The organism is Actinomadura chokoriensis (assembly GCF_039529475.1).
In the GTDB taxonomy this organism is placed as follows: domain Bacteria; phylum Actinomycetota; class Actinomycetes; order Streptosporangiales; family Streptosporangiaceae; genus Spirillospora; species Spirillospora bangladeshensis.
In genome coordinates this window covers 17,793-40,102 of sequence record NZ_BAAAMW010000009.1, presented here as the reverse complement: position 1 = coordinate 40,102, position 22,310 = coordinate 17,793, and the positions used below count along the sequence as shown (strand labels likewise).

General features: G+C 76.8%; 19 protein-coding genes. 4 read left to right on the top strand and 15 right to left on the bottom strand.

All coding sequences use genetic code 11. The features are described from left to right. Nucleotides 1-34 precede the first annotated feature (34 nt). From ABFX46_RS20610 to ABFX46_RS20565, 10 genes are read right to left on the bottom strand one after another with little or no spacing between them, the layout of a single operon-like run. Nucleotides 35-991: a UDP-glucuronic acid decarboxylase family protein gene (locus tag ABFX46_RS20610; RefSeq protein WP_346044642.1), complete on the bottom strand. Its 957-nt coding sequence runs from the start codon at nt 989-991 to the stop codon at nt 35-37. A gap of 9 nt (nt 992-1,000) precedes the next feature. Continuing rightward, complete coding sequence (locus ABFX46_RS20605) at nt 1,001-1,957, bottom strand: glycosyltransferase family 9 protein (protein WP_346044285.1); 957 nt, start codon at nt 1,955-1,957, stop codon at nt 1,001-1,003. Then, nucleotides 1,948-2,625 carry an SDR family oxidoreductase gene (locus ABFX46_RS20600; RefSeq protein ID WP_346044283.1) on the bottom strand — a complete coding sequence of 226 codons (678 nt, stop codon included), beginning with the start codon at nt 2,623-2,625 and terminating at the stop codon, nt 1,948-1,950. Before ABFX46_RS20600 ends, ABFX46_RS20605 begins: the two co-directional genes overlap by 10 nt. Further along, the gene (locus ABFX46_RS20595) at nt 2,622-4,019 is read right to left on the bottom strand and encodes a PfkB family carbohydrate kinase (RefSeq protein ID WP_346044281.1); all 1,398 of its coding nucleotides are present in this window, start codon (nt 4,017-4,019) and stop codon (nt 2,622-2,624) included. The genes ABFX46_RS20600 and ABFX46_RS20595 overlap by 4 nt, the downstream gene beginning before the upstream one ends. Continuing rightward, complete coding sequence (locus ABFX46_RS20590; protein WP_346044280.1) at nt 4,016-4,615, bottom strand: D-sedoheptulose-7-phosphate isomerase; 600 nt, start codon at nt 4,613-4,615, stop codon at nt 4,016-4,018. Before ABFX46_RS20590 ends, ABFX46_RS20595 begins: the two co-directional genes overlap by 4 nt. Continuing rightward, on the bottom strand, nt 4,612-5,841 hold the full coding sequence (locus ABFX46_RS20585; protein WP_346044278.1) for a glycosyltransferase: 1,230 nt from the start codon (nt 5,839-5,841) through the stop codon (nt 4,612-4,614). The genes ABFX46_RS20590 and ABFX46_RS20585 overlap by 4 nt, the downstream gene beginning before the upstream one ends. After that, on the bottom strand, nt 5,838-6,833 hold the full coding sequence (locus ABFX46_RS20580; RefSeq protein WP_346044277.1) for a glycosyltransferase family 4 protein: 996 nt from the start codon (nt 6,831-6,833) through the stop codon (nt 5,838-5,840). Before ABFX46_RS20580 ends, ABFX46_RS20585 begins: the two co-directional genes overlap by 4 nt. Further along, entirely contained in the window at nt 6,830-7,840 is a 1,011-nt protein-coding gene (locus ABFX46_RS20575) for a glycosyltransferase family 9 protein (protein ID WP_346044275.1), read from the bottom strand. The genes ABFX46_RS20580 and ABFX46_RS20575 overlap by 4 nt, the downstream gene beginning before the upstream one ends. Further along, nucleotides 7,837-9,336, bottom strand: a complete 1,500-nt coding sequence (locus tag ABFX46_RS20570) for an HAD-IIIA family hydrolase (RefSeq protein WP_346044273.1) — start codon at nt 9,334-9,336, stop codon at nt 7,837-7,839. The genes ABFX46_RS20575 and ABFX46_RS20570 overlap by 4 nt, the downstream gene beginning before the upstream one ends. Then, nucleotides 9,336-10,973 (bottom strand): carbamoyltransferase family protein, encoded by a 1,638-nt coding sequence (locus ABFX46_RS20565; protein WP_346044271.1) that lies wholly within the window; start codon nt 10,971-10,973, stop codon nt 9,336-9,338. The genes ABFX46_RS20570 and ABFX46_RS20565 overlap by 1 nt, the downstream gene beginning before the upstream one ends. 224 nt (nt 10,974-11,197) lie before the next feature. Between ABFX46_RS20565 and ABFX46_RS20560 the strand changes: the two genes are divergently transcribed. After that, complete coding sequence (locus ABFX46_RS20560; RefSeq protein WP_346044269.1) at nt 11,198-12,085, top strand: glycosyltransferase family 2 protein; 888 nt, start codon at nt 11,198-11,200, stop codon at nt 12,083-12,085. An 8-nt stretch (nt 12,086-12,093) separates the two neighbouring features. After that, on the top strand, nt 12,094-12,969 hold the full coding sequence (locus ABFX46_RS20555) for a glycosyltransferase family 2 protein (protein WP_346044268.1): 876 nt from the start codon (nt 12,094-12,096) through the stop codon (nt 12,967-12,969). A 4-nt stretch (nt 12,970-12,973) separates the two neighbouring features. Here ABFX46_RS20555 and ABFX46_RS20550 read toward each other — a convergent pair whose 3' ends face one another. Then, a complete protein-coding gene (locus ABFX46_RS20550) occupies nt 12,974-14,407 on the bottom strand; it encodes an MFS transporter (protein ID WP_346044266.1) in 1,434 nt (477 codons plus the stop codon). Nucleotides 14,408-14,516: 109 nt separating this feature from the next. On the opposite strand from ABFX46_RS20550, the gene ABFX46_RS20545 reads away from it, so the two are divergent. Beyond that, nucleotides 14,517-15,431 (top strand): helix-turn-helix transcriptional regulator, encoded by a 915-nt coding sequence (locus ABFX46_RS20545; protein ID WP_346044264.1) that lies wholly within the window; start codon nt 14,517-14,519, stop codon nt 15,429-15,431. 38 nt (nt 15,432-15,469) lie between these two features. Here the strand turns inward: ABFX46_RS20545 and ABFX46_RS20540 are convergent, their stop codons facing one another. Genes ABFX46_RS20540 through mgrA form a run of 3 tightly spaced genes read right to left on the bottom strand, consistent with a single transcriptional unit; the run spans nt 15,470 to nt 17,339 of the window. Further along, nucleotides 15,470-15,814 carry a DUF6343 family protein gene (locus ABFX46_RS20540; RefSeq protein ID WP_346044262.1) on the bottom strand — a complete coding sequence of 115 codons (345 nt, stop codon included), beginning with the start codon at nt 15,812-15,814 and terminating at the stop codon, nt 15,470-15,472. A 4-nt stretch (nt 15,815-15,818) separates the two neighbouring features. Continuing rightward, a complete protein-coding gene (locus tag ABFX46_RS20535; RefSeq protein WP_346044260.1) occupies nt 15,819-16,271 on the bottom strand; it encodes a YbhB/YbcL family Raf kinase inhibitor-like protein in 453 nt (150 codons plus the stop codon). Nucleotides 16,272-16,313: 42 nt separating this feature from the next. Further along, nucleotides 16,314-17,339 carry an L-glyceraldehyde 3-phosphate reductase gene (mgrA, locus tag ABFX46_RS20530; protein ID WP_346044258.1) on the bottom strand — a complete coding sequence of 342 codons (1,026 nt, stop codon included), beginning with the start codon at nt 17,337-17,339 and terminating at the stop codon, nt 16,314-16,316. Between the two features lie 99 nt (nt 17,340-17,438). Between mgrA and ABFX46_RS20525 the strand changes: the two genes are divergently transcribed. Continuing rightward, a complete protein-coding gene (locus tag ABFX46_RS20525) occupies nt 17,439-20,708 on the top strand; it encodes a hypothetical protein (protein ID WP_346044257.1) in 3,270 nt (1,089 codons plus the stop codon). Here ABFX46_RS20525 and ABFX46_RS20520 read toward each other — a convergent pair. After that, nucleotides 20,683-22,242 (bottom strand): AMP-binding protein, encoded by a 1,560-nt coding sequence (locus ABFX46_RS20520; protein ID WP_346044255.1) that lies wholly within the window; start codon nt 22,240-22,242, stop codon nt 20,683-20,685. The two genes, ABFX46_RS20525 and ABFX46_RS20520, sit on opposite strands and share 26 nt — an antisense overlap. Between the last annotated feature and the right edge of the window lie 68 nt (nt 22,243-22,310).

The following is a 22,310-nucleotide window of genomic DNA, read 5'->3' as shown; positions in this document are numbered from 1 at the left end:
GCGGTTCATCGCGGCCGTCGCGGTACGGGCGCGGTCAGGCGGGACGGGCGATGAGCAGTTCCCTGCCGAACCACTCGATCGTGCCGCGCAGGCCCTCCTCGACCGTGATCCGCGGCTTCCAGCCGAGCACCTCCTCGGCGAGGCCGGTGTCCGGGCGCCGGACGCGCGGGTCGTCCTCGGGCCGGCCGATGAACCGGATCCCCGACGGCGAGCCGGTCAGCTCGATGATCAGCTCCGCGAGGTCGGCCATGGAGATCTCGTACGGGCTGCCGATGTTGACCGGCCCCGGGTGGTCGGCCATGGCGAGGGCGAGGATGCCGCGGACGGTGTCGTCCACGTGGCAGATCGAGCGGGTCTGCGCGCCGTCCCCGGTGACCGTGAGGTCCTCGCCGGTGAGCGCCTGCCGCAGGAACGTCGGGATGGCCCGCCCGTCGTCGGGGCGCATCCGCGGCCCGTAGGTGTTGAAGATCCGCACGATCGCGGCGTCGAGGCCGCGCGAGTGCCGGAACGCCGACGTCAGCGCCTCACCGAACCGCTTGGCCTCGTCGTACACGCTGCGCGGCCCGACCGGGTTGACGTTCCCCCAGTACGACTCGGGCTGCGGGTGCACGAGCGGGTCCCCGTACACCTCGGAGGTGGAGGCGAGGACGAACCGGGCGCCCTTCGCCTCGGCCAGCTCCAGGGCGTTGCGGGTGCCCTGGCTGCCGACCTCCAGGGTCTGGATCGGGAACCGCAGGTAGTCGGCCGGCGAGGCGGCGGAGGCGAGGTGGAACACGTAGCCGACCTCGCCGGGCACGCTCACCGGCTCGGTGAGGTCGCGCTTCAGGAAGCGGAAGTCCCGCCGCCCGGTCAGGTGGGCGATGTTGCGGGACGTCCCGGTGAGCAGGTTGTCCAGGCACACCACCGAGATCCCCCGCGCGAGGAGCGCCTCGCACAGGTGCGAGCCGAGGAAGCCGGAGCCCCCGGTGACGACGGCACGTGGATGTCTCATCATTCCCCCTCATCGGTTCTCGTGGGCGCTCACCAGGGTGAGCACGGTCCCGGCGGCCTCGACGGCCTGGTCCGCGGAGATCTCCAGCAGCCCGGGACAGGGCGCGCGGCCGTGCGGGTCGCCGTGCCGGCCCGCCCACAGGACGCGGTGCTCGGGGCGGCGGGGCGGCCCCCAGCGGCCGGGCGGCGTCGGGCCGAACAGCAGCACCGACGGCGTGCGGAAGGCGGTCGCGAGGTGCGCGACGCCGGTGTCGCCGCACACCACCAGCCGGGCCGCCGCGACGAGCGCGGCCAGCTCGGGCAGGGGCGTGCGGCCGGAGAGGTCGGCGGCCGGGCCGAGCCCGGCGAGGTCGGCGACGCGGCGCGCCAGCGGCCTCTCGCCGGGCCCGCCGGTGACGACGACGCGCTCGCCGCGGTCCCGCAGCGCCGCCGCGACCGCCGCGAACCGCTCGGCGGGCCAGCGGCGCGCCGGGTACGCGGCGCCGGGGTGGACGACGACGGCGCCCGGCGCGGGCGAGGCGGCCGCCGGGACCGGCAGGTCCAGGTCGCCGGGGTCGGCGTCGAAGCCGTAGGAGGCCGCGAGCCGGCACCAGCGCGCCACCTCGTGCTCGCCGGGGTCCCAGGCGGGCCCGCCGGTGTGCGGCGCGGCGGGGCAGTCGAACGCCAGCAGCCGGCCGGGCGACACGGCCGCGAGGAGCCGGTGGCTTTGCGGCCCCGAGCCGTGCAGGTTGACGGCCGCGTCCACCGGGCCGGCGGCGCGCAGCGGGGCGTCCAGGCCGTCCGCCGGGAGGACCTCGTCGACCGCGCCGGACGCGCGGGCCAGCGGGGCGAGCACGGCGGGCGCGGCCAGCGTGATCCGCGCGCCCGGCAGCCCGCGCCGCAGCGCCCGTAACGCGGGGACGGCGGTCAGCAGGTCGCCGAGCCCCAGCGCGCGCAGCACCAGGACGCGGCCGGCCGTCACGGCCACGACGGTTCCCGCGACGGGCAGACGACGAGCTCGCGCACCTCGCAGCCGGCCGGCTGCGCGAGCGCGAACGCGACGGTCGCCGCCACGTCCTCGGGCCGGTTCAGCACGGCGTCGGCGCCGGGCTTGTACCGGTCGGGGCGGTCGTCGAAGAACGCGGTGTCCATCCCGCCCGGCACGACCATGGTGACGCCGACCTTGCCGGCCAGTTCGGCGGCGAGGGCCCGGGTGAACCCGACGACCCCGAACTTGGACGCGCAGTACGCGGTGGCGTCGCTCAGCGCGCGGAACCCGAGCGTGGACGCGACGGTCACGATCCGCCCGTGCGGCTCGTTCTCCAGGTAGGGGAGCGCGGCCCGGACGACCGCGGCGGTGCCGAGCAGGTTCACCTGCACGACCCGCTCCCAGTCCTCGGCGGGCACGTCGCAGAGCGTCCCGCACGCGTCGATGCCCGCCGCGGTGACGACCGCGTTCAGGCCGCCCGCGGCCCGAGCGAGGCCGTGCACGGCGCGTTCGGTGCACCGCCGGTCGGCGAGGTCGGCCTGCATGTGCTCGAAGTCGTCCTTCGGCGGGTGCCGGTCGAGGACGAGGGGCCGTCCGCCGTCGCCGGCGATCCTGCGCGCGACGGCCGCGCCGAGTCCGGAGGCGCCGCCGGTGATGAGGACGTTCATGACGCGTTTCCCTTCGTGGTGGACAGCAGGCGCGTGGTGGAGCGCCCTTCCAGCAGGGGCAGCAGGACGATCTCGCCGTTGTGGGCGCGGACCGTCTCGGCCTCGGGCAGCGTGGTGCCGGCGTAGTCGGCGCCCTTCACCCACACGTCGGGGCGCAGCCGCTCCAGCAGCGGCGCCGGGGTGTCGTCGTCGAACACCACGGCGGCGTCGACGTCGCTGAGCGCCTCCAGCACCCGGACGCGGTCGGCGGCCGGCGTCAGCGGCCGGGTCGGCCCCTTGCGGCGCCGCACCGAGGCGTCGGAGTTGACGCAGACGATCAGGCAGTCGCCGAGCCGCCGGGCCTGCTGCAGCAGGCTGACGTGCCCGGCGTGCAGCAGGTCGAAGCAGCCGCCGGTCGCCACCACCGTCCCGCCCGCGCGCCGGGTCCGCTCCACGATGTCCCAGGCGTCCTCGCCGCGCTCGGGCACGAGCCGGGCGGTGCCGGTCTCGGCGAGCTGCGCCGACAGCGCCGCGGCGGCCCCCGCCCGGACGAACTCCGAGGCGTGGTGGACGCCCTCGGTGACGGCCGCGGTCAGCTCCGCGCCGTCGGCGAGCGCGCCGACCGCCCCGGCGGCGAAGCTGTCGCCCGCGCCGCACGAGTCGCCCCGCGCGGGCCGGGCGGGCGCGAGGAACGGCGCGTCGGACCCGTCGCACAGCAGCGCGCCCTCCGAGCCGAGCGTGATCGCGACGCCCTCGATGCCCCAGGCGCGGCCGAGGTGCCGCCCGCGCCGGCCGGCCGCCGACAGCCCGAACCCGCTGATGTCGGCGCCGTCGGCGGCGGCGAGGCGGGCGGCCTCCTCCTCGTTCGGGGTGAGCAGCCGCACGCCCGACACGGGCGGCTCGCCGCGCGGATGCGGGTCCCACACGACGGGCACGCCCGCGGGCAGCTCGCCGAGCAGCGAGCGGACGGCGCGGTGCCGGGCCACGCCCCGCCCATAGTCGGAGACCAGCACGGCGCCGGCCCCCGCGATCGCGTCGGTGACGCGCGGACCGACGGGCCCGTCGAGGGCCTGCCCTTCCCCGGCGTCCAGGCGCGCCACCGACTGCCCTCCGGACCGGATGCGCAGCTTGCAGGGGGTGCCGCCGTGCAGGTGGAACGCGGCGACCTCCAGGTGCCTCTCCAGCATCGCGCGCAGCCGCCGGCCCGGCTCGTCGTCGGCGAGGGCGGTGACCAGCACCACCTCCCGCCCGGCGGCCGCCGCCAGCAGCGCCGCGAGGCCCGCGCCGCCGGGGCGGGGCCGCTCCTCGGCCTGCTCCACGACGGGGACGGGCGCGTCCGGGCACAGCCGGCTGCTGGTGCCGACGATGTCGATGTCGAGCAGGACGTCGCCGACCACCACGAGTGGTGCGGTCATGTCACCCCCAGGGCTTCGTCGACCGCCCCGCACAGCAGGTGGATCGCCGCGAGGTGGATCTCCTGGACGGTCGAGGTGATGCCGGCCGGCACCGTGATCGCGTCGTCGCAGGCGTCGGCGAGCGGGTTCGGGCCCGGCCCGGTGACCGCCCAGGCGGTCAGCCCGAGCCGCCGGGCGCGCCGCGCGGCGGCGACCACGTTGGCGCTGCGGCCGCTGGTCGACAGGCACACCAGCACGTCGCCGGGGCGGCCGTGCGCCTGCACCTGCCGCTCGAACACGGTGACCGGTCCGTAGTCGTTGCCGATCGCGGTGACCGAGGAGGTGTCGCCGTGCAGCGGGATCGCCGACAGCGGGCACCGCTCGCTCTCGAACCGGCCGACGAGCTCGGCGGTCAGGTGCTGCGCCTCGGCGGCGCTGCCGCCGTTGCCGCAGGCCAGCAGGCGCCCGCCGCCGCGCAGCACGCGGGCGAGGCGGCCGCCCCACGCCTCGATCGTCGGCACCTGGTCGCGGAACCGCAGGGCCGCCTCGGCGAGGGCCTCCAGCCGCCGGTCGTAGACGGTGGACGCGCGGGTCCCGGTGCCGGTCGGCGCGGTCATGCGGCCACCTCGCTCACGGCGGCGGCGTGCTGGTAGACCTCGGCGGTGTCGGCGGCGACCCGCGCCCACGAGTAGCGGTCGCGGGCCCGCGCGGCGGCCGCGGCCCCCATCGCGTCCCGCTTCGCCGGGTCGTCGAGCAGCGCCCGGACCGCGCCGGCCGCCGCCCGCGGGTCGCGCGGTGCGACGAGCGTGCCGGTGACGCCGTCCACGACGGTGTCGAGGTGGCCGCCGACGGCGCTCGCCACCACGGGCGCGCCGCAGGCCATGGCCTCGAGCGGCACCATGCCGAACGGCTCGTACCACGGGAGCGTGACGACGAGGCTCGCCGAGCGCAGCAGCGGGGGCACCGCGCCGCGGCCGAGCCGGCCGAGGAACTCCACCCGCCCGGCGACGCCGGCGTCCCGCGCCACCCGGCGCAGCCGGCGCACCTCGGGGTCGGCGTCCAGGTCGCCGTGCGGCGGGCCGCCGGCGACCGCCAGCTCGGCGTCCGGCAGGTGCGCGAGCGAGCGGATCGCGGTGTCCACGCCCTTGCGCTCCACGAGCCGGGACAGCACCGCGATGCGGTGCGGCCCGCCGCCCGGCCCACCGCCCGGCGCGGCGGCGGCGCCGGGGGCGAACAGGCCCAGGTCGACCCCGCACGGCACCACCCGGACGCGGTCGCGCGGGACGCCCATCGCCGCCAGCTCGGCGACCTCGTCGGAGCAGGTCGCGATGACGGTGTCGGCGCCGCGCCCGATCGTGCGCTCCAGCCGGATGCGCGAGGCCGGGCTGGTGTCCCTGCCGCCCTGGTGGCGGCGCTTGACGGTGCCGAGCGCGTGGTAGGTCTGCACGACCGGCACGCGCCGCGCGCCCGCCGCCTGCGCGGCCTGGATCGCGGCGAGGCCGCTCATCCAGAAGTGGGCGTGCGCGACGTCGGGCGGGTCGGCGGCCCAGCGCCGCTCCAGGTAGGTCCCGAAGTCGTGCATCCACGGCAGCAGGTCGTCCTTGGCGATGCGCTCGGGCGGCCCCGCCGGGACGTGCTCGACGGCCACGCCGGGCGCGAGCCGCACCCGGTCCGGCAGGGCGGGCGCGTCCCGCCGGGTGTAGACCGTGACGTAGTGGCCTTGGCGGCCGAGCTCGGTGGCCAGTTCCGCGACGAACACGTTCTGCCCGCCGCCGTCCGCCCCGCCCAGCCCGCCGTCGGCGGCGAGCGGGCTGGCGTGCTCGGAGATCATGGCTATTCTCATCGCGCTACCTCCTGGAGAGTTCGCCGCCAGTCGCGCAGGAAGCGCGCCAGGCCGTACCGCTCGACGGCGTAGGCCCGCGCCTCCTTGCCCATCTGGCGTGCACGCGGCGGGTCGGCGGCCAGGGTCCGCGCGGCGTCGGCCAGCGTGGCGACGCGCGTGGACAGCACCCCGGCCTCCGGCGGCACCGCTTCGACCGCCTCGGTGGTGGCGAGCGCCACCACCGGCAGGCCGAGCATCATGGCCTCGATCAGCGCGAGGCCGAGCGAGGTCCACCGGTAGGGGTGGACGTAGACGCGGCGGCGGGCGAGTTCCCCGTGCATCCTCGCCTGCGGCAGGTCCTCGAAGGTCCACAGCGACTCGGGGGGGATGCCGAGCCGCTCGGGCGCCCCGGTGACGTTCATGCCGAACAGGTCGAGGGGGACGGCCGCCGCGAGTTCGGGGAGCAGGTCGGTGCCGGCGACGCGGCCGCGCCGCAGCGGGTCGTTGATGACGACGCCGGCGCGCGGCATGTCGGCGGTGCACCGGTAGCCGGGGTCGACGACGCCGTGCTCGATGACCGTGGTCGGGGCACGGCCGCAGTTCCAGAACAACTGGTTGAAGTGGGTGACGTGCACGACGGGGATGTCGGAGCGGTCGTGCAGGAGGTGCCGGCTGTCGGGGACGACCTCCTCGGGGAGCCCCACGTCGGACGGGGTCCGGCGCGGGGTGTCGTGCTCGACGTAGACGGCGGGGACGTCGCGCCCGGGGCGCCGGCCGAGCCATTCCTCGGCCAGCCGCAGCTCGTGGGGGCGCTGCAGGACGACCACGTCCACGTCCTCGCCGCGGAGCCGCTCGGGCGGCACCTCGACCGCGCGGTCGGGCCAGGTGAAGGTGTCGGGCCGGCCCCTGCCGTCGGGCCCGCGATCGGGGGTGACGGGGACGAGCGTGGTCTGCTCGCCGTGGACGAACGACGTCGCCCACGAGCCGTGCACGTGCCACATCAGGACTCTCATCGGGTGGGAACCTCCTCCACCGACGCCAGGATCTCCACGGCCGCGGCGACCTCGTCGGCGCTGACGGACGACAGGCAGGGGTGGCCGTCGACCGGGCATTCGCGGGCGCGGCTGTCCTTGCAGGGGGCCTGCTGGTCGCCGAGCAGCGCCAGCGGGACGCCGAACGGGGCCCACCGGGCGGCGGGCACCGTCGGCGCGAACAGCGACACGACCGGCGTGCCGACGGCCGCCGCGAGGTGCGCGGGGCCGGTGTTGCCGGCGACGACGGCGGACGCGCCCGCCAGCACCGACGCGAGCTCGGGCAGGCAGGTGCGGCCGCCGAGGTCGAGGCCGTCCTCGCCGGCGACGAGCGCGGTCAGCTCCTTCTCGTCCCCGTGGCCGGTGACGACCACCCGGTACCCGGCCGCCCGCAGCAGCCGGACCGCCTCGGCGCAGCGCGCCGGCGGCCACGCGCGGGCGGGCACGGACGTCCCGGGGTGCACGACCACGTAGCCGGGCCCGCCGGTCAGGTGGTCGGTGTCGGGCAGCGGCTCGCGGACCCGCAGCCGGGTGTCGGCCGGGGACGGGAAGCCGGCGTCCGCCGCGAGCGCGAGCATCCGCAGCGGCTCGGGGACGTCGCTGTCGGGCCGGTGCCGCAGGTCGAGCAGCGACCCCGGGTAGTCCTCGCTGATGCCGCCGATCCACGGCGTCCCGGCGAGCCGGAGCAGCAGCGCCAGCGGCAGCGGCGACTGGTGGAAGGAGGTCAGGACGAGCGCCCGGTCGAAGCCGCGCAGCTCGCCGACCAGCCGGTCGACGGCGGCCTGCTCCACGGGCACGTGGTCGGGGTCGATCCAGGGCGCGCGCCACTCGATGACCCGGTCCACGCCCGGCAGCAGGTCGGCGGCGGCGCGGCCGCGCGGCCCGCACAGCAGCACGACCTCGTCGGCGCGGGCGGCGACCGCCCGCACGGCGGGCCCGGCGAGCAGCACGTCGCCGAGGTTGTCCTGGCGTGCCACGAGGACTCTCATCGGCGCCGCCTCCCGCCGAGGACCAGGTCGACGGCGGCGTCCAGCGTGGGCGCCGTCTCCGGTGCCCGCGCGATCTCCGCCGGCCGGGTCCGCCCGGTCGGGACGAGGATGCCGCGCGCCCCCGCCGCCGCGGCGGCCTCGATGTCGCCGCCGATGTCGCCGATGACGGCGCAGTCGGACGGCAGCACCCCGAGGCGCTCGGCGGCGCGCTCGATCATGCCGGGCTCGGGCTTGCGGCACGGGCAGCCGTCGCCGTCGTCGTGCGGGCAGAACTCCCACACGTCGACGGGGCCGAGCAGCTCCTCGACGCGGGCGTTGACGCGCCGCACGTCCCCGGCGCCGATGAGCCCCTTGGCGACGCCGGACTGGTTGGACACGACGCCGATCCGGACGCCGTGGCGGCGGAGCCGGTCCAGGGCGCGGCGCGCGCCCGGCATCGGCTCGACCCGCGCCGGGTCCCCGTTGTACGGGACGTCCTGGATGAGGGTGTCGTCGCGGTCGAACAGCACGACGCGCGGCCCGCCCCAGCTCCGCGCACGCCGGTGGACGGCGAGCCCCCGGATCCGGTGCCAGATCGCGGCCGGCGGGATGACCGCGCTGGTGACCAGCATCTTCGCCATCTCGCCGGGAGCCTTCGGGCCCGGCCGGATCCGCTCGTGGGCGAACCGCGCCGTGAGCGCCGCCCACGTTCCTCCGGCGACCGCCGCGGCGGTCCGGTTCCTCGGCGCGGCCATGAGCGCCAGCAGCCCGGCCGCGGTCGTGAGCGCGTGCCGGGCGAGCAGCCCGCGGCCCTCCCCGGCGCGCGTCCGCCAGGACGGGCCGTGCACCCGCCACATGAGGACGTCGTCGGCGTTGCCCGCCTGCGCCCGCACCGACGCCCAGAACCCGGCGGGCCGGACGGGATGGGTGATGCGCCGGGTGCCGAGGACGAGGCCGTGCCCCGCGGCCAGGGCGCGCAGCGCCAGGTCGGCGTCCTCGCGGTAGGCGCGGCGGAACCGCTCGTCGAAGCCGCCCAGCTCGGCGAGGACGCCGCGCCGGTAGGCCATGTCGGCGGTGATCCAATCGGCGCTCGCGAGCCCGGCCGTGCCCCGCTCCCAGTCCGTGGGCCGCCGGTCGTCCGGCAGCGGGACGGCGACGCGGCCCTGCGACCCGCCGACCGAGGGCGGCAGCCCGGCGAGGTCGGCGGCGAGCCGGGCGGGCCAGCCGGGCTCGGGCACGACGTCGTCGTCGAGGAACGCGACCCACTCGGTCGCGGCGGCGCGCCAGCCCGCGTTGCGGGCGGCGGCGGGCCCGCGGCCCCCGGACCGGATCACCCGGATCCGCGGCCCGGCCGACGGCGGCAGCGGCAGCGGCGCGCCCGGCGCCGGCCGGTCGTCCACGACGATGATCTCGTGCGGTCCCGGGCCGGGGGCGCCCTCCAGCGCGGCGAGCAGCGCGTGCAGCGTGACGCGCAGGCTCTCCCGCCCGATCGTGGGGACGACGACGGTGCAGCTCATCAAGCGCGCACCTCCCGGCGGCGCACGACGAACGGCCCGATGGCGAGCAGGTCGACCGGCGCGGAGCCGAAGCACTCCAGCGCGTCGCGGGGGTCGTCGACCATCGGGCGCCCGGCGGTGTTCAGGCTGGTGTTGACGAGGACGGGCAGGCCGGTCCGGCGGCGGAACTCCGCCAGCAGGCGCGCCACGAGCGGCTCGCCCTCGTCCGACACGGTCTGGATGCGGGCGGTGCCGTCCACGTGCACGACGGCGGGGATCCGCTCGCGCCACTCCGGCCGGACGCGGTGGACGAACAGCATGTACGGGCTCGGGAGCGGGCCCTCGAAGATCTCGGGGGCGTCCTCCAGCGCCACCATCGGCGCGATCGGCCGGAACTGCTCGCGGCCCTTGACGTCGTTGAGCCGCTCCACGTTGCCGGCGTGGCCGGGATGCGCGAGCAGGGAGCGGTGACCGAGCGCGCGCGGGCCGAACTCCGAGCGGCCCTGGAACCACGCCACGATCTCGTTGCGGGCCAGTGCCTCGGCGACGGTGGCGGCCAGGTCGTCCGGACGTTCGTAGGGGATCTTGGCGGTGTCGAGCCGCCGCGCGATCTCGCGGTCGTCCCACCGCCGGCCGTGGTCCGCGCCGGGCATGCCGGTGAGCGGGTCCCCGGCGCCCTGCGCCACGTGCAGCGCGGCGCCGAGCGCGGTGCCGGCGTCGCCCGCCGCGGGCTGCACCCAGATGTCGTCGTAGGGGCCGGCCCCGGCGAGCCGCGAGTTGGCGACGCAGTTCAGGGCGACGCCGCCGGCGAGCATCAGCCGGCGGGACCCCGTCTCGCCGTGCAGCCAGGCCGCGAGGTCCAGCAGCACCTCTTCGAGCCGGGCCTGGACGCTGGCGGCGAGGTCGGCGTGGTCGCGGGTCCACTCGCCGTCCGCCCGGCGGGCCTTGGCGAGCGAGCCCCAGTCGATCGCGGCGACCGAGAACCCGCCGTCGCCGGTCGCGCGGACGTGCTCGCGCAGCTCGTCCAGGAAGCGCGGCTCCCCGTAGGACGCCAGCGCCATCACCTTGTACTCGTCGCTGGAGCGCAGGAAGCCGAGGTGCTCGGTGAGGTCCTCGTACATCAGCCCGAGCGAGTGGGGGAGGCGCTGGGACCGCAGCGGCGTCAGCACGCCGTCCGCGTACGTCCCGGCCAGGTGGGAGTGGGACTCGCCGCGGCCGTCCAGGACGAGCACGTCGCCGTCGCCGGGGCCGGGCGCGGCGAGCGCGGCCGACGCGGCGTGCGCCACATGGTGCGGGACGTACCGGACGATTCCGGGGTCCAGGCCGGGCAGCGCCGCTGCGAGGAAGTTCGGGGCGCGCTGGGCGTAGAGGGTGCGGAGCCGCTCCCACTGGCGGTCGTGCCCGTCGAGGCCCGGCTCGACGAGGGAGGGGTCGTAGGAGTACGCGACGGCGTCGAGGTCGCCGGGCTCCAGCCCGGCCTCCTCCAGGCACCAGCGGGCCGCCAGCTCCGGCAGCTCCCAGCCGGCGAAGGCCACCGGCCGCTTCCCGTGCTTGCGGCGGCTGAAGCGCTCCTCCTCCGCCGCGGCGACCACCCTGCCGTCAGCGACGAGCGCGGCGGCCGGGTCGTGAAAGATGGCGTTGATTCCGAGCACGCGCATATAAAGCCCCGTTTCGTCGCAGCTTTCTGTGGCGTGCCGATGACGTCGTCTTAGACATCGGCTCTTGGCGTTCCTCGCCGGGAGCGAATTCCCTATAGGTGATTTGGCATTGCCGGTAAGAGGGGACCTAAACGCTCAAGTCCGAAAAGTCGCTGGTGAACGAAGTGGCAGGTGGCGGGCCCTCCGTGCACATAGAGGGCGGGAAGCCGGGTACTGGCGGTTTCATGCGCTTCACCGTCGTCGTCATCACCCGGGACCGGCGGCAGTCGCTGCTCGCCGCCCTCGCGCGCATGCGCGAACTGACCGAGGACGCCCCGGTCATCGTGGTGGACAACGCCTCCCGCGACGGCACCGCCGACGCCGTCGCGGCGCAGCACCCGGAGGTCGCGCTGATCCGGTCGCCGGGCAACCTCGGCGCCGTCGGCCGCAACCTCGCCGTCGACCACGTCCGCACCCCCTACGTCGCGTTCTGCGACGACGACACCTGGTGGGACCCGGACGCGCCGTCCCGCGCCGCCGACCTGCTCGACGCGCACCCGCGGCTCGCGGTCGTCACCGGGCGGATCCTGGTCGAGCCCGGCGGGCGCGAGGACCCGATCGTCCCCGAGCTGCGGGACTCGCCCGTCCCCGGGCCGCCGTGGCTGCCGGGCCCCGCGCTCGGCTCGTTCCTGGCCGGCGCGTCCATGCTGCGGGCGGAGGCGTTCCGCGAGGCGGGCGGCTTCTCCTCGCGGCTGTGGCTCGGCGGCGAGGAGGAGCTGCTCAGCGCCGACCTCATGGCGCTCGGCTGGCAGCTCTGCTACGCCGAGGACGTCGTCGTCCACCACGAGCCGTCCCGGCTGCGCGAACCGCACCTGCGGCGCCGCCACGGCATCCGCAACACGCTCTGGTTCACCTGGCTGCGCCGCCCGCTGCCGGTCGCGGTCCGCCGCACCGCACGGCTGCTGCGCACCCTGCCGCGCGACCGCGTCACCGCCGGCGCGCTCGCCGAAGCCGCGGCCGGGCTCGGCTGGGTGGCGCGCGAGCGCCGCACGCTGCCGCCGGACGTCGAGTACCGGCTGCGCACCCTGGAGACGGCCCAGCGGGAGTCCAGGGCCCGCCGCTACGTGAGCTGAAGGGGACCATGACCGACGTGACGCCCGATGCGACGCCCGACGTGACGCCCGAGGGGACGCCCGATGTCACGATCGTGGTGGCGACCCGCGACCGCGCGGACGAGCTGGCCCGCAGCCTCCGCCGCCACACCGCCCCGGTCATCGTGGCCGACAACGCCTCCCGCGACGGCACCGCCGCCGTCGCCGAGGCGGCCGGCGCCACCGTCCTGCGGCTGCCCCGCAACCGGGGTGCCGCCGCCCGCAACGCCGGCGCCCAGCGCGCCGCCACCCGCTACGTCGCGTTCGCCGACGACGACTCCTGGTGGGCGCCCGGCTCGCTGGAACGGGCCGTGCGGATCCTCGACGCGCACCCGCGCACGGCCCTGCTGGCCGCCCGCGTCCTCGTCGGGGAGGAGGAGCGGCTCGAACCCGTGTCCGCGCAGATGGCCGAGTCGCCGCTGGGCCGGCCCGAGGGGCTCCCCGGACCGGCCGTCCTCGGCTTCCTCGCCTGCTCGGCCATCGTCCGCCGGGACGCCTTCCTCGCCGCCGGCGGCTTCTCCGATGTCCTGCACTTCGCGGGCGAGGAGGAACTGCTCGCCCTCGACCTCGCCTCCGCCGGGTGGGGCCTCGCCTACGTGCCGGAGCTCGTCGTCCACCACCACCCGTCCACGGCGGGCCGCGACCCGGCCCGGCGGCGCCGCCGGGAGGTCCGCAACCGGCTGCTCACCGCGTGGCTGCGGCGCCCGCTGCCGGAGGTCGCCCGCGCCGCCGCGTCCGCGCTGGCCAGCCGGGACGGCCGCGCGGGCCTCGCCGCGGCGTGCCGCGCGCTGCCCTCGGTCGCCCGCGCCCGCCGCCCCGTGCCGCCGGCGGTCGAGGCGGCCAGGGCGCGCCTCGCCGGGTACTGAGCGGTCAGGCCCGCGCCCGGTCGCGGGCGACGTGCAGCGCGCACAGGGCCCCGACGAGGGTCGAGGCGGCGAGCGCCCAGCCGGTGCCGTACTCGGCGTGCCGGGTGGAGCCGCTCGACTCGGCCAGGGAGAGGAACAGCGTGCCCGCGGTCGCGATGCCGATCACCTGCGCCAGCTGCATCAGCGTCAGCATCAGCCCGCTCGCGTCGGCGGCGTCCTCGGCGGGGACGTGCTGCAGCGCGGTCGTCATGGTGATCGGCATCACGCCGAGGCCGAACCCGATGACCGCGGTCAGCGCCTCGTAGGCCGCGCCGCCGCCGGCCAGCGGGCCGACGCACAGGTAGCCGGCCGCCGCGACCGCGAACCCGGCCGGGATCGCCGGCCGGTGCAGGCGGGCGGGCAGCCGCTGCCAGGTGAGCCCGACGGCCGCGAACGCCGCCACGCACGGCACGAACGCGATGCCCGACTCCAGCGGCGACATCCGCAGGTCGCCCTGCAGGTGCAGGGTGGTGGTGAACAGGAACGCCGCCCAGCTGCCCGGCCCGAACATGAGCGCGACGCAGGCCGGCACGAGCAGCGGGGCGCGCAGCACCCGCGGGGAGATCAGCGGCCGGCCGCCCGCGGCGCCCTCGCGGCGCTCCACCGCGACGAACGCGGCCAGGAGCACCGCGCTCGCGGCGAGCGACGCCCAGCCCCACGCCGGCCAGCCCAGCTCGTGCCCCATGACCAGCGGGACGACGAAGAGCAGCACCGCGGCGGACAGGGTCAGCAGCCCCGGCAGGTCCAGTTGCGCGCGGAGGTTCCGGAGGCCGGGCACGCCCTCCTCGCGGGGCAGGACGCGCGGCCCGGCGACCAGCAGCGCGATCCCGATCGGGACGTTGACCAGGAAGACCGTCCGCCAGCCGGTGCCGAACAGGCCGGCGCTGACCAGGACGCCCCCGGCGGCCTGCCCGACCACGATGCCGCCCGCGATCGCGGCCGAGGACAGGCTCAGCGCCCGGCCCCGCGCCGCGCCGGTGAAGTTCCGCTGGATCAGGGAGATGACCTGCGGGCCGAGCAGCGCGGCACCGGCGCCCTGCAGGAAGCGGAACGCGATCAGTGCGCCGGTGGTCGGCGCCAGCCCGCACGCCAGCGACATCACCGTGAACACGGCGAGGCCGAGGTGGAACACGCGGCGGTGGCCCGCGAGGGCGCCGAGCCGCGCCCCGGTGATCAGCAGGACGGCGTAGGAGATGATGTATCCGGCCACGACGAGCTGCAGCCCGGCGCCGGAGGCGTGCAGGTCCGCCCGCATCGTCGGCAGCGCGACGTTGACGATGCTCGCGTCGAGGAGGCCCATGAACTGGCCGAGCAGCAGCACGGTGAGCAGCAGCCCGCCGGACCGGTCCCGCGACCCCCGTTCGGGAACAATCCCGCGCAGATCGGTTGTCTGTGTCATGTGTCCAAGCGTGCGGCGGTGCCGGTACCCGTAACGAGAGCCTGCCGATACGGGTACTGACAGCACCTGGAAGCCGCCGCCGGCCGGAGGCAGTCTGGGGGACGTGACGATGAGCAGTACACGGACCATCGGCGGCCGGGCCCCGTCCGGGGCGGGCGGAACCCGCGGCGGCGCGGGGCCGCGCCGCCGCACCGAGCTGGCGGCGTTCCTGCGCAGCCGGCGCGCGCGCATCACGCCCGACGACGTGGGGATGGCGCCGGGGCTCCGGCGCCGCACGCCGGGGCTGCGGCGCGAGGAGGTCGCCCAGCTCGCCGGGGTCGGCGTGACCTGGTACACGTGGCTGGAGCAGGGCCGCCCGATCAACGCCAGCAGCCAGGTGCTGGACGCGGTGGCGCGGACCCTGCGGCTGGACGGCGCCGAGCGCGAGCACCTGTACCGGCTCGCCGACGTCCCCGACGGCTCGGTGGAGGAGGAGGTCGGCAGCCTGCCCGAGGACGTCCAGGCGATCCTCGACGCGCTCGTGCCCCTGCCCGCGTCGGTCGGCAACGGCCGGTGCGACATCCTCGCCTGGAACGCCGCCTACGCGGCGATCTTCCCGGTGGTGGAGACCGCGCGGCCCTGCGAGCGGAACTCGATGTGGATGGCGTTCACGCTGCCGCCGTGCTGCAACCCGGTCGCGAACCTCGCCGACACCGCGCCGAACCTCGTCGCGGCGTTCCGGCACCGCTACAGCCGGCATCTGGACGAGCCGGGCTGGAAGGACCTCGTCCGGCGGCTGCAGGAGGTGAGCCCGGAGTTCGCGCGGCTGTGGGCGTCGCACGACGTCGCGGTGTCGGGATCGAGCATCAAGATCTTCCGGCATCCCGGCGCCGGGGAGATCCGCACCCGGACCGTGCACCTGGACGTCACCGGCACGCCGGGCGCCCGGCTGGTCACCTACATGCCCACCGACGAGGAGAGCCGCGGGCGGATCGCCTGGCTGCTGGCGCATCCGGAGCAGGCCGCCCTCGATCACCGGCACTGACCACCGGCACTGACCGGCCGGCGGTCCGGGAGCGCGGGTCAGGAGCGGGCGCGCCGCGCGATCACGACGAGGTCGACCGCGGCGATGACGGCGACGGCCGCGCAGATGCCGGCCGCCGCCCACGAGCCGTCCCCCTGCGCGCCGAGGGCGAACACGATCGCGGCGGCGACGGCGATGACCAGCGCGATCCCCGACAGCACCGCCCGCAGGCCGAGCGGGCTGCGGGCGTTCAGCGGCTCGCTGCCGCGCGGCTGCTCGTGCGGGTAGGGCCCGCGCGATCCCGGGCCGTGGAAGTCCGGGCCGTAGGGCTCGGGGCCGCGGCCCTCGGGGTCGAGCCGGTCGCCGTCCCGCGGGTCGGGGTCGCGCCGCTCCGGGGAGCCCACGCCATCACCTCACGAAGGTGCCGACGAGGGTCCCGGACGCCGTGATCCGCTCCTGGAGGGCGTCCCGCAGGTCCTCCGCGGTGAAGCCGTCCCTCAGCCCGGACGGCTCCGACAGCCCGTAGAGCCGGAAGAAGTACCGGTGCGGGTCGTCGCCGGCCGGCGGCTTCGGCCCGCCGTACCCCTCGGTGCCGTAGTCGTTGCGGCCGGCGACCGCGCCGGTGGGCCGCTCCCCGGCGTCCAGGCCGGTGGTCGACGGGTCGATCCCGGCGAGCAGCCAGTGCGCGAACGTGCCGGTCGGCGCGTCCGGGTCCTCGCAGGCCAGCGCGAGCTCGACCACCTCCTCGGGGGCGGGCGACCACTCCAGCGGGGGCGAGACGTCCCCGCTGTCGTGGGAGTACTCCGACGGGATCAGCGTGTGGTCGTTGAACGCGGCGCTCCGCAGCATCATCTCTTCCATGCGCTGGTCGTGCCCGGTCGCGCCCCGTCGATGCAGACGTGATCAGTGCGCGCTGGAGGACGCCCAGATGTTGATGCCCGCCTCGACGGCGTTCCGGTCGATCTCCGCCAGCTCGTCGGCGGTGAAGTCGAGCCGGTCCAGGGCCGCGAGGTTCTCCTCCAGCTGCCGGACGCTGCTCGCGCCGATCAGCGCGGAGGTGACCCGCCCGTCCCGCAGCGACCAGGCCAGCGCCATCTGCGCGAGGGACTGGCCGCGCCCCCGGGCGAGCTCGTTCAGCGTCCGGACGTGCCGCAGGTTCTCCTCGCTCAGCAGGCTGGAGGAGAACGAGGTGCCCTTGCTGGCCCGCGACCCCTCCGGGATCCCGTCGAGGTACTTGTCGGTGAGCATCCCCTGCGCGAGCGGCGAGAACGCGATGCAGCCGGCGCCCTCGCGGCCGAGCGCGTCGAGCAGCCCGCCCTCGATCCAGCGGTTGAGCATCGAGTAGGACGGCTGGTGGATCAGCAGCGGCGTGCCCATCTCCCGCAGGATCGCCGCGGCCTCGGCCGTCCGCTCGGGGGAGTACGACGAGATCCCCGCGTAGAGGGCCTTCCCGGACCGGACGGCCCGGTCCAGCGCCCCCATCGTCTCCTCCAGCGGCGTCTCCGGGTCGAACCGGTGGCTGTAGAAGATGTCGACGTAGTCGAGGCCCATCCGGCGCAGCGACTGGTCGAGGCTGGCGAGCAGGTACTTGCGCGACCCCCACTCACCGTACGGCCCCGGCCACATGTCGTAGCCGGCCTTCGTCGAAATGATCAGCTCGTCGCGGTACGGCGCGAGGTCCTCGCGCATGATCCGGCCGAAGTTGGTCTCCGCGGAGCCGTACGGGGGACCGTAGTTGTTGGCCAGGTCGAAGTGCGTGACGCCGAGGTCGAACGCGCGCCGCAGGATCGCCCGCTGGACGTCGACGGGCCGGTCGTCGCCGAAGTTGTGCCACAGCCCCAGCGAGATCGCCGGAAGCCGCAGGCCGCTGCGCCCGCACCGCCGGTAGGGGATCCGCTCGTACCGCTCATCGTCCGCCACATAGGTCATGGTCATGAGTATTTCAGCCCCGCGCGCTTGCCGGGTTCGGCCCTGGTCTGCCACGATCTGCCCCATGATCTTCAGGAAGGGCGGTCTCCGCCCGGGCCGTTGAGCCCCATCGAGCCGGTCCTGGAACCGGCCCTCGAATCCCTGCCCCATCCGCGGCGCATGCGGGAGCTGGCACTGCGCGCCCGCGCCCTGGCCGGGACACCCGAACTGCAGGTACTCCTCGCCGATCTGTCGGGCCGCGGACGCTACGAGCGCCGCACCGCCCTGCACATGGCCATGGCCGCTCGCGACCTCCCGTACATCGAGCGCGTCCTCGCCGGGCCCGACATGGACCTGCGCCGGGCCGCGCTGCGGGCCGTCCGGACCCTGCCGGTCTCCGACGGCGCCGCCGCGGCGGTTCTGGACGACGCGCCCGCCGACCTGCGCCGCGCGTTCTACCGGACGCTCCGCCATGCCCGCCGGGCTGCGCTCGCCGACCGGCTCCTGCCGGACGTCCGCGCCCGCTGGGGCGACCGCGAGGCCGCCGCGCTGCTGCCCGCCTGCACGACCGGGACGGTCGCGCGGCTCCTCCCGGAACTGGAGCACGCGGTTACCGCCTGGCGCGCCGTGGCTGGCCGCCATCCCGGGGCCTTCCTCGCCCGCGGCCGCGCCCGCGGGGCGGACCGGTCGTGGTGGCGGCGGTGCAGGGCCGGCCTTCCGGTGGTGGCGGGGAACGACCCGGCCGGCCTGCTGGACCTGCTGGAGGAGCACGGCTCCGTGCTCGCCGCCGCGCGGGTGCCGCAGGTCCTCTTCCCGGTGCTGTTCCGGGCGGACGCCGTCCGGGCGGCACGTGCGGCGCGGCACGTGCGGCGCCGCAACCGCGTTCCGCGTGCGTTCTACCGGTACGTGAGCCGCCTTCCTCCGGCCGACCTCCGCGAGTTTCTGCCGCACGAGGCGTACTGGCTGCGGGACTTCCTCGTCCATGTCCCGCCCGGCCGCCGGGCGGAGGTCTACGACCTCGCGGCCGGACGCACCGGCCACCACGGCGTGTCCGCGCTCCCGGTGCTGGCGCTCCTGCCCCCGGACCGGGCGGCCGAGGAGGCCCGCCGGATGCTCGACTGGCACGGCTCGGTCCGGCACTCCGCGCGGTCCCGGCCGGGCGACCATGGCATCCCGCTCCGCCTCACCGCCCACCTGCCGTACGCGGAGGCGGCCGGCCCCCTTCGGGAGGCGGCCGCCGGCGGCGACCCCGGGCGGCGCGGCCTCGCCCGCTCGCTCCTGATCGGGCTGACCGCCCGCACCGGCGACCCCGCGCTCCTGTACGCCCTGGTCGCCGACCTCGCGCACCGCACGCGCAACGAGCGGGACCCGCTCAGGGGGACGTTCATCGCGGCGCTGGCGTCCGTGCCGGTCGCGCTGCTGGACGACACGTTCGCCGGACCGCTGGACGAGGTCGCCGCCGCGGCGGTCGACGCGCGCGACTCCTCGCCGGTCACCCGCCGGAGGCTGCGCGACCTCGCGGACCGCGTCCTCGCCCACGCGGCGTCGCCCGGCCTCGTCCGGTGGGCCCTCGGCGCCTACGGCCGGCTCGTCGCGGCGCACGGGGCGGAGCCGCTCCACGGCCACCGCCTGGACCGGGTGCTCCGCCGCGGCCGGGAGCGCGACCTGCTCGACGTGCTACGCCCCCACCTGGGCGAATACACGGTGGCCATGGCGCTGGCCAGGTCGCTCGGACGGCGGGCCTTCGCGCTGCCGGACCTCCAGGACGCCCTGCGGGCGGCGATCCCCGAGGCACCCCACTCGGCGGCGGGGCTCTGGCTCGCCGATCCCGCCCGGCGCGAGGCGCGCGCGGTGGAGCTGCTGGCCGGCGACGCCTCCGCGATCGTCCTGCCCGAGGTCTGGCGCGTCGTCGCACGGCGCCGCACCGACCTCCTCCTGGCCGCTCTGGACCGCGACCGGACGGGCCGGTTCGCCACCGCGCCCCAGCCTGTCTCCGTCGGCCCGCAGGAACCGGGGCGCTGGACGCCGCCGCAGATCGAGCACGTGCGGGCCCTGCTCAAGGCGTCGGCCGGGGTCACCGCGGCCGCGTCCCTCGGACGGCTGCCCGGAACCCTCGACGACCTCGCCGCCCGGGCCGGCCGCAGCGACGAGACGACCCTCGCCGAGGCGGCGCTGGAGGCGATGGCGGCCGCCGACCGTCCCGCCGAGGCCCTCGCGCTTCTCCTCGGCCATGCGCGGGGCCCGCACTCGGCGGTGGCCGTGGCCGCGATCGCGGCGTGCGGGGAGCGGGTGCCGCCGTCGGCGCTCGGCCCCGTGCTGGCGGAGGCGCTGACCGGCACCGGCGCCAAGACCACCGTCCGCAAGCAGGCGGCCCGGCTCCTGGAACGGCTGCGGCCGCCGGGTGCGGCGGACGTCCTCCTCCGGACGTGGGACGACCCGGACCTGCACCGGGACGTCCGGGTGGCGGTCGCCTCCGCACTGCGCCGCATGCCGGAGGACCCGCGCGCCATCGCCGCGCTGGCCGATGCCGCGGGCCCCTACGCCGGCGAACTGATGCATCGCACGCTCTTCCAGGCGAAGCCCTCGGAGTACGCGCCCGAGCACCGTCCGGCGTACGCCGCGCTGGTGCGGCGGCTGGGCAAGGCGGCGGACGACCCCGGCGTCCGGTTCCGGGCGGCGAAGGCGTTCGGCGCCTGGGTGCCCTGGTACGCGGAGGGGTTCGGCGACGTCCTCGCCGCCGTCGCCGACCCCGCCGACCCGGCCGGGGACGACGAGCTCCCCATCCTCCGCGCGCTCCTGTGGGAGGGCGCCGTGGCGGACGAGGCCCTCGGCGTGCTGGCCTCCCTGCTGGCGGCCGAGCCGGGGGAGACCGCCCGGTCGAGGGCGGTGGCCGTCGCGGAGGTGATCGCCAACCTGCCGTCCCCGGACCGGCTCGCCCGCCGGGCGGTCCCGATGCTCGCCGCCCATCCGCTCTACGCCGCCCAGGCGGTGGACGTCGCGCTCGGCTCGGCACGGCTGACCGGCGGCGACGTCACGGCCCGGCGCCTGGCCGATGGGCTGGCGGCCCTCGCGGACCTCCTCCGCGACCGGCCCGCGCTGGCGGCGACGGTCACCGAGAGGCGGCTCGCCGACGCGGTCGGCGGGTACGCCGCGCTGCGGGAGGGCGGCCCGGAGCGGCTGCTGCCCGCCCTGCGCCTCCTCGCCGGGCGTGCGGACTTCGCGGCGCAACTGCTCGCGACCGGCCTGCTCCGGACGGGCGGGCCCGCCGCCGAATGGCCCGGCGAACTGCGGGACGTCCTGGAGGGCCTGCGGCGGTCCGCCCATCTGGAGGTCCGCCAGGCCGCCTGGGACATCCGCCTGCCGGTCACCCGGTCGGCAGGGCGCGCTTGAGGACCTTGCCGGCCGGGTTGCGGGGGAGGGCGTCCAGGAAGACCACGTCGCGGGGGACCTTGTGGCGGGCGAGGTTCGCCGCGACGTGCGCCCGGACGTCGTCCTCGGTGAGGCCGGGCGCCACGACGTAGGCGCGCAGCCGCTGGCCGAACTCCTCGTCGGGGACGCCGGTGACGGCGGCCTCCTCGATGCCGGGATGGGCGGCGAGGAGGTCCTCGACCTCGCCCGGGTGGACGTTCTCGCCGCCGGACACGATCATGTCGTCGGCGCGGCCGTCGATGTGGAGGCGGCCGGCGGCGTCCAGGTGCCCGAGGTCGCCGACCGCCATCAGGCCGCCGACCTCGTCCCTGCCTCCGCCGCCGGTGTAGCCGCCGAACCGGGCCGGGGTGTCGGCGAAGACCCGCCCGGTCGCGCCCGGCGGGACCGGGCGGCCGTCGTCGCCGAGGACCGCGACGCGCGTGCCGGCGGGCGGGCGGCCGACGCAGCCGGGCGCGGCGGCCAGCTCGTCCGGGGTGGCGATCGTGATGCAGGACGCCTCGGTCGAGCCGTAGAAGTTGTAGAGCACCGGCCCGAACGCGGCGAGGACGCGGCCGCCGAGCCCCGCGTCCAGCCGCGCCCCGCCCGTCATGACCACGCCGAGCCGGGACAGGTCGCGGGTCTCCCTCCCGGGGACGGCGAGGACGCGGCTCAGCATCACCGGGACGGCGATGAACGACGTGCAGCGGTGCTTCTCCAGGTCGTCCAGCACGCCCGCGGCGTCGAAGCGGCGGCGCAGCACGAGCGTCGACCCGAGGCCGAGCGCGAGGAGGGCCATGGTGAGGCCGAGGCCGTGGAACAGGGGCGGGCCGACGAACATCGCCTCGCCGCCGCGGAGGGGCACCTTCGACAGGATCCCGCCCGGCAGCGCGAGCGACCGCGGCTGCGCGCGCGGCGCGCCCTTCGGCCGCCCCGACGTGCCGCTGGTGAGGATCACCATCGAGCCGTGCCGGGACGGGGCGGGCGGGGGAGTGCCGTCGCCGCCGCCGATGAGGCCGTCCATGTCCGACTCGGTGAAGCGCGGCAGGTCCAGGCCGTCCACGGCGGGGGCGAACTCGTCGTCGTGCAGGAGCGCGGTGACGCCCTCGCGCCCGACGGCGTCGCGGAGCTGCGGCGCGGCGAAGTCGGTGTTGAGGAACAGGACGGACGCGCCCGTCTTCGCCGCCGCCGACATGCCCTCCAGCAGGCCGCGGTGGTTGCGGCACAGGATGCCCACCGTGCTGCCGACCCCGATGCCGCGCGCGAGGAGGGCGCAGGCGAGGGCGTTGCAGCGCCGGTCGAGCTCGGCGAACGTGAGGGCGCCGCGGTCGTCGACCAGGCCCGTCCGGTCGGGGAAGCGGTGCGCGGGCAGGGCGGTGGCGGCGCCGAGCGGGCCGTAGGCGCGCATCGCCCGCGCCGCCGCGGCGAGGGCGCGCGGCGGCATCGGGCCGATCATCCCGGCGCGGGCGGCGGCGCGCAGCGCGGTCAGCTCGGCGCGGGCCCGGGTGCGGAGGAGCATGCGCGCAGCGTAGTGAATCGAGGAACAGATCCACAAGAAATGTTCCTCTGATTCACCCCAGATCGCTC